A 14,789-nucleotide genomic window follows, 5' to 3' on the forward strand; every position below is an offset into this window, starting at 1 on the left:
TTTTAATTAATTTTAGGAAAAAAATTTTAATAAGTTGATTTCACACTAAGTGATACTTATTCGGAAACTTCTAGACAAACAAAAGAGATATCATCGCTAGGTTCTTTATAATTTCTAAACTCTTCTAGCGTTTTTTTGATAAGGTCAGCTAATGATTGGGCGTCTTTATCGTGATTTAAGGATAATATTCTTAAAAGATTCTCTTCTCCGAAGATTTCTTCGTTATCATCAAACGTTTCCGTCACTCCGTCGGTGAACAAAACTAATTTATCTCCGGGATTCAAATGAATAGTTAAGATTCTATAATCGGTTGGTAGAACACCTAATACTCTTTGAGTTTCGTTTCTAAGTTCGATTTTTCCATTCTTTCGAATACAAATCGGTGGAGTATGACCTGCATTCACGAAAGAGAATGCTCCATCGCTAGCGTTATATATCCCTGCGATAGAAGTCATGAATTCACTTCCTCTATATCTCTCTATCAAGAACAAGTTAATCGCTCTAAAAATATCCGGAAGAGAGGAAGAATTGCCCAATTGACGGCGAATAATTCCTCTTACTGCAGAAACTAGATAACCTGACCCAAGTCCATGTCCTGAAACATCTCCTAAGAACAATAACTGCTTTTTAGGAGAAAGTTTGAGAATATCTAGGTAATCACCTGAAATTCCGACTGCAGGAAGCGTAAAATAGCCCAATTCGACCGATTTTATCGTTTCTAACTCCGGTAAATGAAGAGTTTTATCCAAGACTGCCGCCATATTCAGGTCGCGAACGATCCTTTTCTTCTCCACTTCATCCACAAGTAGTGAATAGTTTCGGATGAGTAGGGATGCTAATCTTGTACATTCTTTTAAGAATCTTAGTTCTCCCAGAGTGAAATTCTTACGATTGATCTTCTCTCCAACTAAAAATACTGCGATAACCTCTTTCCCTTTTTCAAAATTGAATAAAGGATAGGCTAATTGGACTTCCATCTGGTTTAAAAATTTGAAAACGGATTCCCTTATACCTAATCCATAAGCAAGGTGAGAAGTAATGGTAACTTCGGTATGATTTTCGAAATACGTCCAAATTTCGGATCCATAGGGAATTCGAATGAAGTTGATATTTCTTAGATCGGTTCCGGAAAATTTATCCGCTGGGATGAGTATTTGGAGTTTTTTTACCTCTAACGCGTCTACAAGCCTGCGAATTAGATTATTGATAGTGGCTCTCATAGAAATTGGAGCACCGATCATTACGGATAATTCTTCCAATGCGGTATGAAGTTTTGGATTATTCCTAAAACTCCAATAATCTATCCACTTATACAATTTGTTGTTCAGTGAACCTAAAAAGTAAGCGGATACAACTACGTAGAACAAATTCCATTCTCTTTGATGCTTTCCTAAAAATCCCGGGTTCCATCTTACAAAAAACTCCAGACCGAACAAATATCCGAAGGTTAAGATCAAGATGGAATAGATAGAAGTTAAGGATGAACTGAACGCAATCTGTACCGGAACTAATGAATATGTGTAAGTCCCGAATATGATCAGAACGGGGAATAATATCAGAGCCACTATCAGATACGGACGGATCATGAAAAAACTTTTTGTGGCTCCTAACTCGGCCATTAAAAAAGGAACGATCGTAATTAAGAAAAATGCTAGTACTATGCTTAATTTTTTGGAAACTTCCTGAAAGTTCCCTTTATTCCTAAAAGTATGGAATACCAACTGCAAGATACAAATTCCGGAGGAAAATACGTTGAAGTAAATTCCGTTCACGGACAAGAATTGGAACAGATCCGGATTTTCCTTTTGGGAGAGTCCGACAAATCCTGCGACCAAGGAAAAAATTACTTGGGGAGCGAACCATCTGGAAGGGATCTCTTTTCCTCTTAATCTAAAGGAAACATCTAAGATCAAAAATCCGGTAAAGTATAAGAAGAAAAAGAACGGAAAAAGAAAATCATGGAACGCTAATAAGAAAAAGTTAAATAAGAATAAGGAGGATAGGGATCCGAATAACAAGAAAATATATAAGTCTCTGGTATAAAAGAAAAACCAGATCGCCACTAAAAAGTATAATAAAGATAAAAATATATCGGGTAAAAAGTCCTTCAGCACTTCGAAGGAGGACCTCATATCTAAGGAAAGGCTTTTGACCATACTTCCTTCTTTCGCAAAAAAATGGAACGAGTGTCCGGATAATCCGTAATCCTTTCCGAGTTTTCGAACGATCTCGTATTCGATAAGGTCTATTCTCATCCCGACTAGATCCGTATGAGATCCACTCGAAACCGCGATCTTTCCGTTCGGATAAAAATAAAAAGGAAGTCTTGCTTCTTTTGAATACGAGTTCAATAATCCTGAAAACAGGATCAAGCTGAATAGGATCACGGAAAGAAATACGATTAGAATATTTCTCACGGTTGTATCCCCAAGTGTTGGAAAGAAATAATATTACGATCATTCCAAGTTAAAAAGAGCGCATCTTTTCCGGGAGTTTCTATATTCTCCCATCCGATGGATGCCAAGTTTCGATCAGGTTTGGAGGCATCGAACAATTTAAATTTTTTACCTACGAATCTAAGGGAGATCTTACCGGTTTCCTTTGCGACCATTCCTACCGCGAGATCGTACCTTTCAGTCCATGAGATCTCTTTTAAGTTGTCTTCAACTAAGGATTTGATCTGAAGAATGTTCTTTAATTCTCCGTTTAATCTGGAAGAATATAAGGTTCCCAATATATAGCAAAGTGCTAAAACGGAAACGGCGTTGGTTACACTTAGGCGCAAGAATACGAAATAAAAATCACCCGAAGGGCTTTGAAAAAACTCTAAAAGTTCTCCAGGTTCTCTGGATAATAGATCTATTTTGATATCTCCCACCATAGGCGGTTCGGGAGATTCCAAAAACTTACGGATCTTACCCGCATTCTCCAATTCTTTTCTGTATTTTTTATTTTCTGCGATCTGCGAAGATAGGATCTGATTATGGACCGCTAATGCACATTTTCCCGCCAAAAAACCGAGTTCATGTCGTACATTGTCTTTTGGAATATTAGAAACGGCTAAAAAGCCGAAAAGTTTTTCTCGGAATACGAAAGGCAGAATGAAATTCGCTCTTAAACTTACAAAGTCTTCGTTGATAATTTTATTTTGGTCCGGTTCTCCGATCATGGCTCCTGATCTTTTGTTCAGGATATAAGTAAGAAGGGCCGCTCTTGGATTGATTCCTTCGAGAGTATTTACCTTTCTTTGTTTTTTGTGCGCATAAGTATATAATTCGTAATGGACTAAATCGTTCTTTAAAATAGCTAATTTTCCAAAATTACTATTGGTCAATCTTACTAGTTCGGGAAATACGTTTTTAATCAGTCCTTCCGAATCAAATCTTCTGTGAGCTAATCTGGAAGAACCCGGATCGTCGCTTAAATATTCTGAAACGAATGTGGACTTTAAGAAACCTGAAATTTTTTCTTGGATAGGTAGTATCGCGAAAACGCCGAATACCAAACAGGTTAGGACTGCGATCTCGCTTACATATTCAATTTCTTTAGGAAGAAGATAAATGCTGAGTTCATACAAACCTAGGATTACGAATACGGAAAGTAATCGTACGGCTACAGTGATAACCGAAGAGATAAGTCGTAGATCGGAAAAATAGGTCTTCACGTTTCAGGGATTCGATACGGATTCGACAAACTTAGGTTGTGTAGTATGCGTTTTCCTTCACGTAACCCTCGGTCAGGTCGCATCCCCAGAACACCATCTCTTTGTTTCCGGTATTCAATATCACATCGACAAAGATCTCGGAATTCTTTTTTAGATAGTCCGATAATTTTTTGAGAGTTTCCGAGTCTGCACCCTTGACCGGAAGTCCTCCGAAATAAATTTCCAAAGAGTCGAAAGGGATAGGTTCGTCAAAAACTTTTCCGACCGCCATAACCATTCTTCCCCAATTCGGATCTCCACCGTAAATTGCGGTCTTGATCAAGGGAGAATTCAGGATGGATTTTCCGATCTTTCTGGCTTGGGACTCATCTTTGGATTTTTTGATACGGACTTCTATCAATTTGGTAGCACCTTCTCCATCTCTTGCCACTTCTTTGGCAAGGTCGGTACATATTTCCAAAAGTGCTGATCTGAATTCTTTAGCGTCCACTTGGCCTGCAAGACCATTGCTAAGTAAAGCGACAGTATCGGATGTAGAAGTATCGGAATCGATCGTGATACAGTTAAAACTTAGATCCACACAATCTTTCAGGATCGGATAAACATCACCTTCGATCTGCGCGTCTGTGAGAATATAAGAAAGCATAGTCGCCATATTCGGCTCAATCATTCCCGCCCCTTTTGCCATACCGAAAATCACTGCTTCTCCGTTAGAAGATTTGATCTTTCTTACGGAAATTTTTCTGCGAGTATCAGTGGTCATGATGGCTTCAGCTACTTCTTCCAGATTACCCGGTTTTAAATTCGATTTTGCTTGGACACATGCCGGAAGAATAACCTGCATTGGAAGCGGAACTCCAATCACTCCTGTGGAAGAAGGTAGTACGGAAGTTTCGGCGATACCGAGAGACTTTGCGATCTCGGAACAGATCTGCCTGGAGTTGGAGATCCCTTTTTCTCCGGTTGCAACATTCGAGTTTTTAGAATTGATGACTACAGCTTGTAGAATTCCGTCTCGGATATGCTCTCTACCTACGATGACTGGAGCGCCCGGAAAATTATTTTTAGTAAATACCGCAGCTGCCTTGCAGGGTATTTCGGAATAGATCACTCCGAAATCTTTCGTCTTGTCCTTAATACCTATATTTGTACCGAATGAAAAAAAACCCTTGGGATAATCCATGTTCTAACCTCGACCGATGGTCCGGGATCTCGGCAATGCGAATTGCAGTACCGATTTTTATATATAGAATCTCTATAATCGCTTTGGGGCTGTTTTAGGAAAAGCGTATTACGAGCTAAAGCACGGATTTCAAACTTCGGAAATTTCGGAATACACTAACGGAAGAGTTACGGAGAAGATTGTCCCACCTTCCGGGTTATCGAAAACTTTGACAGAACCGTGATGTAATCTAACAATATGTTTCACGATAGAAAGTCCGAGGCCTGTTCCGCCTTCTTTTCTGGATCTGTTCTTATCCACTCGGAAGAATCTTTCAAAAATCCTTTCCTTATCCTCGTCCTTGATCCCGATCCCCTGGTCGATTACCTGGAAATTCACCGAGTCAGGTTCCACCTTTGTGATCTTCAGAGTGATTGTTTTATCATCCGGAGAATACGAAGACGCATTCGAGATCAAATTTAAGAGCATATGCTCCAAGAGAACCCAGTCAGCAGAGATTGTTAGAGAGGAAGGCATTTCCACTACGAGCTTTTGCCCTTTGGGGGAAATGACACCGTCCACAGTGAAGGAAAGATTTTCTACCAGCGATTTTAAGGTAAATTCCTCCGGTTGTGCGATCGCACTTTGATTTTCGATCCTAGTGATCGTAAGCATGTCTTCTACGATCCGAACCATTCTGTCCGTGTTGCGAGAGATCGCATCTAAAAATCTTTTTTCGTGACTTTCTTCTAAAAGTTTTAAACGGCCGAGTAATGTTTCCGTATAACCTTTGATGGAAGTGATAGGAGTTTTTAATTCATGAGAAGCGTTCTGTACGAACTGTTCCCGTATTAAGTAAGACTGTTTTTCTTCCGTGATGTTTCGTATGACTCCTATGAACATCAGGATATTTCCGTTCGTTCTAAGAGGATACATTTTGATTGCGTAAAAATTTTGGCTAAGATCCAGTTCCGTTTTAGGTTCTCCCTTTCCGGAGAGATTCTTTTTAATAAAGTCCAGTAGTCTTGGATCTTTGACCGCGTCTTCTACCTTTCGGGAACCCGAATTAGGTTCTATCAAAGAACCGGGAATACTTCTGTTTTGAAAAACGATCGAACCTTCCAGATCTACGGAGAAAACACCTTCTTTCAAATTTTGTAATACTGAGTCGAACTTTTCCTTTTCGATAGTAAGGTCAACGAATTGGTGTTTTAAACGTCCTGACATCAGATTGATGGAGACTGCAAGATCCGCTAACTCTTGGATATCCGGAAGACTCAACTCGGAACCGAAATCTCCGGCGTTGATCTCTCCCGTTTTCATTTCGATCTGGTTGAGCGTTTGAGTTACACTTCTTGCAATGGAGAAGGACATGTAAAAAGTCCCGAACATGGCTAATAGTATATAAGCGGAGAATAAAAGTATTTTTAAGTCAGGATGGATTAGATCCTCTAAAAAAAGGACAATCCCCGCGACAGCCATGAGGAAAACAAGTAGAAGCCAGTTACTTAAGAGTAGTTTAGAAAATAAGCTACGCCTCATTGAATCTGTAACCGATCCCGCGGATGGTTTCCAACCTCTCCTTCTCTTCTCCTAGTTTGTCCCGGAGTCTTTTGATATTAACATCCACGGCTCGATCCGTCACGTAAATATCCTTTCCCCAAACCTTATCTAAAAGTTTATCTCTGGTAAAGGCGACACCTGTGTTGGTCATAAACAGATAGAGTATCTTGTACTCGATCAATGTAAGATCGATTTCTTCGTTGTTGATGAATACTTTATGAGCTTTAGGATTTAGGAAAATTTTACCGACCGTAATGTTTCCTTCTTGGTCTTGCTCGTCTTCTCCTTCTCCGGATCTTCTCAATACGGAACGGACTCTTGCTATAAGTTCTCTAGTGGAGAACGGTTTTCTAACATAGTCGTCCGCACCGAGTTCCAGTCCTAAAACGGCATCGGTCTCTCCTGATTTTGCGGTAACCATGATGATCGGCAGAGAATATTTTTCTTTGATCCTTTTACAAAGATCCATTCCACCGATACCGGGGAGCATTAGATCCAATACTACCAAATCAGGCAGATTTTTTTCGATCCTTGGAAGCACCTCTAAACCGTTTTGGCAGGTGTCCACTTGGTAACCGTTTTCTTCTAAATGAAATTTGATCAGTTCTGCAATATCCTCTTCGTCATCTACTACGAGGATTTTTTGGCCTGGGCTGCCGGAAGCATTTTTCATAAATTCGCTGAAGCTCTTTCTCCTACGCCTCGGAGGATTTTTATCGTTAGTCGTCGGGGTGGAGGATCCTTGGATTTGGATAGGTTCCATCCCATTAGATTGTCAGAAAACCGTTACAAAAGGTTTACACAAACATTACAATCGCCGGAAAAAGAATATTCCGCGCTTAATCTTATGACAACCAGTAAACAAAAAGGAATATGTTCCTTTTCCGAGCTATACTTTAGACAGGATTTTCGTTCAGTCTTTATCCTGAATCATTTCATTTAACTCGTTGATCAGCTTTCTTTGACGGAAGAGGACATAAATAACAAATCCGGAAAATAAACCCAGGCCCAAAACATAGACCCAGAGAAGTCCTTTCAGTCTACTTTGTTCTTCTTCGATTGCTTTGATCGTAGTTAGGTGTTCGACTAAGAAAAAATAATTATCGGATTGGGCCCAGGATTTTCTGGCTTCTTCCCTGATCTGGGTGATCAGAACATCTGCTTCTTGTTTGCTCATGTTTTGAATGAGCGGAAAGACGGAGTCTAATTTCATTTCTAAGAATTCTTTTGCAGTGAGTTTGGTCTCCGGCAGATTTTCTTGCGCGGAGATTTGGCTTCCTAAGGTAAGCAGTAAAGAAAGAATGATCCCAAAATTGAAATATTTCATTCGTCGAATCCTAACTTGTTTTTCCATTCCTTGGTATAAGGACTCTTATTTTGCACAAGATAAATCCCTATTAGGACCGCAAAAAGCAGGAACAAAAAGCCGCTAGTCGCTAAAATCGCATGTAAAAGTCCCGTTTGGAAGAGAAAATTCCAATCCGTAAACAGAAGAGCGGTAAGAGGAGAAAACGCCAAGATCAAAATTGTGATCAGAATGAGCCGGATATGCTTCAGATGGATCAAATGAAGCATTACTTTTTTCTTAAGCATGGGTGGTACATCATCGTTCACCCTGCCTTCCGGAGGTTTAACAAAAAAATCCAATTGTTCCCGCAACTCGTCGGGAAGTTTATCTTTTTCCGTGCTCATCGTCTTTTTTCAGCCAATCGCGTAGGATTTCTTTCCCTCGAAATATATAACTCTTTAAAGTGTTCATTTTCAAGTTTAAATTTTCGGAGATATCTTTATAGGACATATTCTCGAAGTAGTGTAATGATATAGGTTTCCGATAAAGTTCAGGCAATTTATCCACTAGGGACCTGATCTTTTCCGTGGTTTCTTTTTCGAGTACTTCGGATTCTTGAGAGGAGAAATTATCCCCTAACTTCCCGCTGGATAAAGTATCTACGGGAGCATCAATCTCCGGATGTTCCTTTCGGTATCGGCGAATGATCTCGTTTCTTGCTATGGAGAAGATCCAAGTGGAAAATTTGGACTTTCCTCTGAATGTAGATAGTCCTTCGAACGCTTTTAGAAAAACGTCCTGCGTAAAGTCTTCCGCTTCCGCTTCATTACGGAACGCTTTTTTTGCCTGTGAATAAACCATTGCCTCGTACTTCAATACGAGTTGTTCGAATGATTCGAAATCTCCGGCTAGAACTTTTTGAATATTGGCCCAATCCTCCGGATCGCATAGGATGGGTTCTTCCGGTTTCATGGGATTAATAATAAACCTAATCCGGGAATGACCGATTCACTTTCTAGGAGACCATTTATAATAACATAGAAGACCTAAGCCCGTCCCGAGAGGGACTAATCCCCCGAGCATCGCTAAAGATTTTCCTAATACTAAAATGAAAGTAACGGATAACGCTACTCCGACAAATGTGAGGATTAGACCTAAGAAGAAAGAATAAAGACGCAGATCGAACTTTTCTTTTTGATAAAGACCTGCTTTGATGATCGCCATTCTTTGACGATACCACCAAAAGAATAGGAAGAATAATAATAACCATCCGAAGATGATCCCCACGATCGGAATACTGTACAGGATCGCTTTGTATTCTCCACCCAAGTGACTTGCTTGGATGGCAATCCTGATTTCTTCTAAACTACGAAAGAGGGCTTCCTTTTCTTCCGGTGTCATCTGCTAAGAACCGCCACCTTCAATGAAGAAGTTTCTCCCTTCTTGAAGTAAGGGATTTTTTGTTCAATGCCAGGTCGGCCGGCAAGAGACTCGTACCAGTCCTCTTCTTTCCAGCTTTCTTTTAGATAACTTGTGCGGATGTCGGAATTAAAAAGATCCTTAAATTTGCTCATTGGAATTCTCCTATGTAAAATGCCTTTTGAAGTTCGAATACGAACTTTAAAACTCCCGGTAAAAGGATTTTAAATTATGTCGTATATAATTTCGGTCCACTTTTGGGATCCCTAAAGTGGAAAACCTCGTAGGACTACATTTTTTAGAGACGTAAGGGTTAGAAGAAAAATCGGAAGATAAGACAAAAAAATAGAAAGAAAGAAAAATCAAAAAACTTGGATCTTAGGTTTTTGCGGAAACTATTCGGACTTTTTCACGTCCAAGAACGGCGCAGAATTCAGGTTGGGAGCTCTTAAAATGGGAGAACGATCGAAACCCGCATGTTCCCTTAAGAAATCCACTATGATCCTTGCAGTGGCTCCCCATAAAAGTCCTTCGTCTATATCAAAGTAAAAAACTTCCAACAAAGGTGAGTCGGGTTTTCTTCTTCCCTTGATACTGTAAAACGGAGCTTCCCAAAGTCTGTCTAGTTCCAGTATGATGATCTTTTCTACCTCTTCCGGGTTGAATTCGAATTTGAAATCCCCCGAATATTTTGCCAAGAAGGGAGTGATATGAAAACCGGTATGTGTAAGTTGCCCTCTATAATTTCCGATCACGGATAATTCCTGATTAGGAGCTCCCATTTCTTCTTCCCATTCTCTGAGGGCAGTGAATAAAAGATCTTTGTCATCCGGATCTTTTACTCCACCAGGGAAAGAGATCTGTCCCGGATGAGAAGCAAGGTTCGGATTTCTTTTTTGGAGAAGGAATCCGTCTTGCCCATTTTTCTGGAATACGGGCATGACTACGGAAGAATGGGCCACATCCTCCGGCAAATTCGGTTCTCCTTCCGGAAGAAAGGGAAGTTTCTTTTTTAGTGTATCTAATTCTAATCTAATCAAATTTCTTTTTGATCGGGACCAAACCGGACAAAGTGGTCTCGTACGGTTTGGATTGGATTGCTGCCAAAAGAGAAGGTCCGTAATTTTCCACTTTCCAGTTGGAAAAGATTCCAAGCTCTCTTAACTCTTCGATGGACTTAGGATTTTTTTTTGCAATCTCCGCGATATTCTTATTAGACGGCATCAAGTTGTGACCCATCCGGCGAATGGACATGATTGTTTCTCTCCATTGCCTTAATCTTTTGAATCTGTCCGCTTCTTCCCCTGTCAGATCCTCGATGGATCTTTTGAATAGATCGTTCTTTTGGATAGGAGGGCCGCTTGGATTTTTATAAACCTGGTATAAATTTTCGGCGTCTTTTTTGCCTACAATGTCTATAAGTTTATTCAATTCTCCTCTGGCCTTGACTAATTCCAAAACCTTATCGTTATTCCAAACTCGGAAAGGAGCTTTGTTTAATTTTTTAGCCTTCTCATCTCTAAAGCCTAGAGTATCGTGAAGTGCCCTTCTTTCGTCGGAACTCAATTCTAATACATTTGGGAATTTTTCCAAATTGATGGAAAATCCCTCGAAAGGTTCAGGCTCTTCTTCCGCGATCTTAACGAACTCCGAAAGCGCTTCGTCTAACAATTTCCGTTTTCCGAGTTCTTCTCTCATTCTGTCCCAAATGGATTCTAGGTAAACCGTATCCAAGGCGGCGTATTGGAGCTGACTTTTTTCCAGAGGGCGCTTTTCCCAGTTGGATTTTTGCTCCTTCTTGGAGAGTTTGACCTTGTGGTAATGTTCCACAAGATACAACAAAGAGTTCTGTTCTAAGTCTAATAAACGAGAGCTGAACATCGTGTCAGCGATGTTGATAAACTTGAAACCGAAGTCTCTTTTCAGGGCTTTGATATCGTCCGAAGCGGAATGAAATATTTTTAGAATGCCGGGATTCTCGAATAGAGGTCCTAACCCGGTGAGATCATCCAAACGAATAGGGTCAAAGATATAATTTTTACCCTTAGAGGATATTTGGATGAGACAAACTTTGGAATAGTAGGTGTAATAACCGCTGGATTCCGTATCAATTGAGAGGCAATCGGATTGAGAGAGAGTAATCAATGCCAACTGTAGGCTTCGGACGTTGTCTACGACAATATAATCGGATTGTATTTGCATCTAAAAGGCGACCTGGGAGACTAGCGTCGGAAGGGGGACCATGAGTTCGATTCCCAATACGTCCAGTCTACGGACCCTAGTCCGAGATGACAAACCAAAAGAAGAATGTGCCATCTTCGGGATTTTTAATTCTCAAGAGGCGGCCAATTTTACTTACCTCGGTCTGTATTCCATGCAGCACAGAGGCCAAGAATCGAGCGGGATCGTTTCCTCCGATGGAGAACATCTCTACCGCTACGCCGGTATGGGATTAGTAGCCAATATTTTTACCGAAGGCAAAATCCGGGAACTAACCGGAACCGCTGCTATCGGGCATAATCGTTATTCTACCACCGGTGCGAGTTTCTTAAGGAACGCTCAACCTCTCAGAGTCGAGTCCCATTTAGGACCGATTGCTTTGGCCCATAACGGAAACCTGGTAAATTCCTGGGAAGTTCGTTCCCAATTGGAAAAAGAAGGTTCCATCTTCCAAACAACAATCGATTCGGAAGTGATCGTCCACCTGATGGCTCGTTCCGGAGAGACAGATCTACTTTCCGCACTTTCTTCCGCTTTGAAAAAAGTAAGAGGTGCTTATTCCCTAGTCGTTCTTACCAAAAACCAATTGATCGCCGTTAGGGATCCAAACGGTTTCCGTCCTTTGGTCATGGGAAGAAGGGAGGATGGATCCATTGTATTCGCGTCCGAGACCTGTGCATTCGATATCACCGACACCACTTACGAAAGAGATGTGGAACCGGGCGAGATGATCGTTGTGGACAGAACAGGAACCCGCTCCTTCTATCCTTTCCCTCCTGCAAAACCCGCTCTTTGTATTTTCGAATACATTTATTTCGCAAGACCTGATTCCAATATTTTCGGTGAGTCGGTGTATAAGGTCCGCAAGGCTCTCGGAAACCAACTTGCTCAAGAACTTCCTGTGGAAGCTGACGTCGTGATCCCGGTTCCGGACTCTGCAAATATCGCAGCTTTGGGATATTCGGAAGCCTCCGGAATTCCTTTCCAATCGGGACTGATCCGTTCTCACTATGTGGGCAGGACTTTTATCGAACCGGACCAGAAAATCCGGGACTTCGGTGCTAAGATCAAGTACAATGTAGTGAAGAATGTAGTGGATGGAAAACGTGTCGTGATCGTGGACGATTCCATTATGCGAGGAACCACTAGTCGAAAGATCATTAAGATGATCCGAAATGCGGGTGCTACCGAGATCCACTTAAGAGTTTCCGCTCCTCCTACAATTTCTCCTTGTTATTACGGAATAGACATTCCGACCCATAAAGAACTGATCGCTGCTACTCATACGATCGAAGAGATCCGAAAGTATTTGAGAGTGGATTCTATCGCTTATCTATCAGTCGATTCCATGCATAAAGCGGTTAGTGAACATAGGGGTGGAGGTTTCTGCAACGCTTGTTTTACCTCGGATTACCCTGTGGAATTCCAAAGCGATATGGGAAATCAAAAGAGTTTATTCAAGGAATACGAGGTAGAAGAAAGGGTCTAAAAGTTTCCGCCTTATTGCCGGCTTTTAGATCTTTATTTTACTTTGAAAACTTGCGCCCTTCTTCCGAAGGTGATAAAGTCGGATTCTTCTCCTTTAATATAAGCGGACAATAGGCTTTTTTCGGAAAATCCAATATGATTCTGCTCTTCTAACATTCCTAAAATTTCCAAGGCAGCATCCTTATCCAAAGTATTCAGATAATTTAATACTTCTTGGTGAGAATTCTTTTTGTCCGACTCTTCTATAATTTTGATGACTTCTTCTCTTGCACGTAAAAGGGATTCCTTTCTTTCTACAAGTCCTTCCATCGTGGAAAGTATGATATTGATCTCGGGATCTTCGGAGAATAATTCCAGTAGATGAGGATAGATCCCTGGGAATCGGATCGGGAACTCGTACAAGGATTCTTCTAGTCCTTTGTAGAGTTCTACTTCTTCTGCTTTACTTAATCCCAAGGATTCCCCAAGCATAAGAAGGGTTTCGATCGGCATAAGTCCTAAAAATCTGGCTGCAAAAATATTATCGTTTTTGGTCCTAAGGCAGAATAATATAAATTTCGAGATCCTTTTCGGAGGAAGTCCGTTCCAGAATTGGGCCGCTTTTGAATCCAAAAAGTTGGTTTCCGTTCCAAAGATCTTCTTCTCTTTTTTAAGTTTTTGGAATATTTTAAAGTCTTCTTTTACGATCCTATACAGTAAGGAATCGTCCATCTCCAGGATTGTGGACATGACCTGGTCTGGAGAAGAGATAGAAAGAAAGTATCTAACTAGATCGAAACCGATTTCGGACCGAGTGGAAAAGTTTTCTAAAATATCTGCGGGAGCTTGTTGGAACGCAGTTGCGCCGACCGAGAAGGAGTTGACTCCTTCTAAAAATTTCTCTAATTTTTCGAAGGCAAAACAAGCCTGATCACCGGAACCATTCCAATTCGATTCCCTGTAAAAGTCCCTACAATTTCCGGGACAGGGTTTAGATTCGGAGACTCCAGCTAGACAGGTTCTTTCGTGTTGTTTTTTATCTTTAGGGAATAAGATCACCGCAATCACGCATATCCGGAGCATACGGGTTCAGGATTTTCATACCGGAAAACACCCATGTCTTTTTGACCATCGGACAATAGAAACGGTTTCTTCCGGATTGTAATCCGTGGACCTTCATAGTTTTTGCTAAAACTTCGCTGAACTTGGAATATGCCTCGAATGATATTTTAACGTCGGAAGATTTTGCTCCTTCCAATACATTCTTCATTTCTAACGCGGAAGATTCTAAGCCTCCTTTTGCTTCTCCCAAAGAATTTAAGGTAGAAATTAGTCCGCTTACATCGGGAGATATATCTTCCGTTGTTAAAAGACTTTGGATTATTTTATCGTTTTCCGACAAAACTTTTTCGAAGAGAGGTTTTTCGGTCTCTAATACGGGCTTATCTTCCTTTTTGCAAAAGGAAAGGAAGATGAAGAATGAGGTTAATAAAATTAGTATTACGGATCGTTTCATATTATTCTCCAAATATGAGTAAAATACTCGGGAATCGAGGTTCTAAGACCATAAAAAAATCTTTTTTCGGTTCTGGCAACCGTTAGAGCTTCAAACTAATCTCCGAAAAAATGGGTTCAAAGCTTTTGCCTATATAGGAAACTAGGAGGAAAGGCAAGGCTCGAATGTATTTTGATAAGCATGTTTTTGTCTGCGAGAATGTCAGAGCGGAGGGAGAAAGGCCCTCTTGTGGTCCGAAAGGATCTCCTCAATTGCTCGCTTATATGAAAAGGAGAGCGCAAGAACTCGGATTAAAAGGTAAGATCCGTATCCAAAAATCCGGATGTCTGGATCGCTGTGAGTTGGGTCCTGTGCAGGTTTCTTATCCGGAAGGTCTTTGGTTCTCCATCAAGACGCAGGAAGAAGCAGAAGTATTCATTCAAAATTATATACTAGAAAATAAACCGGAAGCGATCCGGCACCTGATGTTAAAGGATGAAGAGTGAGAGGG

The 14,789-nt window shown here is 40.8% G+C and carries 16 protein-coding genes; 2 read left to right on the top strand and 14 right to left on the bottom strand.

What is annotated here, in order from left to right; all coding sequences use genetic code 11:
• Window positions 1–56: 56 nt before the first annotated feature.
• From LEP1GSC192_RS08970 to LEP1GSC192_RS09020, 12 genes are all read right to left on the bottom strand, one after another.
• A complete protein-coding gene (locus LEP1GSC192_RS08970; RefSeq protein WP_020769823.1) occupies window positions 57–2,417 on the bottom strand; it encodes a PP2C family protein-serine/threonine phosphatase in 2,361 nt (786 codons plus the stop codon).
• Window positions 2,414–3,664 carry a hypothetical protein gene (locus tag LEP1GSC192_RS08975; RefSeq protein WP_020769464.1) on the bottom strand — a complete coding sequence of 417 codons (1,251 nt, stop codon included), beginning with the start codon at window positions 3,662–3,664 and terminating at the stop codon, window positions 2,414–2,416. The genes LEP1GSC192_RS08970 and LEP1GSC192_RS08975 overlap by 4 nt, the downstream gene beginning before the upstream one ends.
• 31 nt (window positions 3,665–3,695) lie before the next feature.
• The gene (argJ, locus tag LEP1GSC192_RS08980) at window positions 3,696–4,847 is read right to left on the bottom strand and encodes a bifunctional glutamate N-acetyltransferase/amino-acid acetyltransferase ArgJ (protein WP_020769627.1); all 1,152 of its coding nucleotides are present in this window, start codon (window positions 4,845–4,847) and stop codon (window positions 3,696–3,698) included.
• A 129-nt stretch (window positions 4,848–4,976) separates the two neighbouring features.
• Window positions 4,977–6,368, bottom strand: coding sequence for a HAMP domain-containing sensor histidine kinase (locus LEP1GSC192_RS08985; protein ID WP_020769898.1), 1,392 nt, complete (start codon window positions 6,366–6,368; stop codon window positions 4,977–4,979).
• On the bottom strand, window positions 6,358–7,062 hold the full coding sequence (locus LEP1GSC192_RS08990) for a response regulator (RefSeq protein WP_008590830.1): 705 nt from the start codon (window positions 7,060–7,062) through the stop codon (window positions 6,358–6,360). The genes LEP1GSC192_RS08985 and LEP1GSC192_RS08990 overlap by 11 nt, the downstream gene beginning before the upstream one ends.
• Before the next feature lie 240 nt (window positions 7,063–7,302).
• On the bottom strand, window positions 7,303–7,716 hold the full coding sequence (locus tag LEP1GSC192_RS08995; RefSeq protein WP_020769550.1) for a hypothetical protein: 414 nt from the start codon (window positions 7,714–7,716) through the stop codon (window positions 7,303–7,305).
• Complete coding sequence (locus LEP1GSC192_RS09000) at window positions 7,713–8,081, bottom strand: hypothetical protein (RefSeq protein WP_020769902.1); 369 nt, start codon at window positions 8,079–8,081, stop codon at window positions 7,713–7,715. The genes LEP1GSC192_RS08995 and LEP1GSC192_RS09000 overlap by 4 nt, the downstream gene beginning before the upstream one ends.
• On the bottom strand, window positions 8,062–8,649 hold the full coding sequence (locus tag LEP1GSC192_RS09005) for an RNA polymerase sigma factor (protein ID WP_020769778.1): 588 nt from the start codon (window positions 8,647–8,649) through the stop codon (window positions 8,062–8,064). The genes LEP1GSC192_RS09000 and LEP1GSC192_RS09005 overlap by 20 nt, the downstream gene beginning before the upstream one ends.
• A 36-nt stretch (window positions 8,650–8,685) precedes the next feature.
• Window positions 8,686–9,078 carry a hypothetical protein gene (locus LEP1GSC192_RS09010; RefSeq protein ID WP_020769432.1) on the bottom strand — a complete coding sequence of 131 codons (393 nt, stop codon included), beginning with the start codon at window positions 9,076–9,078 and terminating at the stop codon, window positions 8,686–8,688.
• On the bottom strand, window positions 9,075–9,251 hold the full coding sequence (locus LEP1GSC192_RS19940; RefSeq protein ID WP_020769516.1) for a hypothetical protein: 177 nt from the start codon (window positions 9,249–9,251) through the stop codon (window positions 9,075–9,077). Before LEP1GSC192_RS19940 ends, LEP1GSC192_RS09010 begins: the two co-directional genes overlap by 4 nt.
• 240 nt (window positions 9,252–9,491) lie before the next feature.
• Window positions 9,492–10,136, bottom strand: coding sequence for a CoA pyrophosphatase (locus LEP1GSC192_RS09015; RefSeq protein WP_020769734.1), 645 nt, complete (start codon window positions 10,134–10,136; stop codon window positions 9,492–9,494).
• Window positions 10,129–11,298, bottom strand: coding sequence for a ribonuclease D (locus LEP1GSC192_RS09020; protein WP_036089480.1), 1,170 nt, complete (start codon window positions 11,296–11,298; stop codon window positions 10,129–10,131). Before LEP1GSC192_RS09020 ends, LEP1GSC192_RS09015 begins: the two co-directional genes overlap by 8 nt.
• Before the next feature lie 40 nt (window positions 11,299–11,338).
• On the opposite strand from LEP1GSC192_RS09020, the gene purF reads away from it, so the two are divergent.
• Complete coding sequence (gene purF / locus LEP1GSC192_RS09025) at window positions 11,339–12,805, top strand: amidophosphoribosyltransferase (protein ID WP_020769873.1); 1,467 nt, start codon at window positions 11,339–11,341, stop codon at window positions 12,803–12,805.
• Between the two features lie 32 nt (window positions 12,806–12,837).
• Here the strand turns inward: purF and LEP1GSC192_RS09030 are convergent, their stop codons facing one another.
• Window positions 12,838–13,866 carry a hypothetical protein gene (locus LEP1GSC192_RS09030; RefSeq protein WP_198289305.1) on the bottom strand — a complete coding sequence of 343 codons (1,029 nt, stop codon included), beginning with the start codon at window positions 13,864–13,866 and terminating at the stop codon, window positions 12,838–12,840.
• On the bottom strand, window positions 13,826–14,299 hold the full coding sequence (locus LEP1GSC192_RS09035) for a DUF3347 domain-containing protein (protein WP_020769752.1): 474 nt from the start codon (window positions 14,297–14,299) through the stop codon (window positions 13,826–13,828). Before LEP1GSC192_RS09035 ends, LEP1GSC192_RS09030 begins: the two co-directional genes overlap by 41 nt.
• Before the next feature lie 164 nt (window positions 14,300–14,463).
• Between LEP1GSC192_RS09035 and LEP1GSC192_RS09040 the strand changes: the two genes are divergently transcribed.
• Window positions 14,464–14,784, top strand: coding sequence for a ferredoxin (locus LEP1GSC192_RS09040; protein WP_020769877.1), 321 nt, complete (start codon window positions 14,464–14,466; stop codon window positions 14,782–14,784).
• The last annotated feature ends 5 nt before the right edge of the window (window positions 14,785–14,789 follow it).

This window comes from Leptospira sp. B5-022 (assembly GCF_000347035.1).
Taxonomy (GTDB): Bacteria; Spirochaetota; Leptospiria; order Leptospirales; family Leptospiraceae; genus Leptospira_B; species Leptospira_B cinconiae.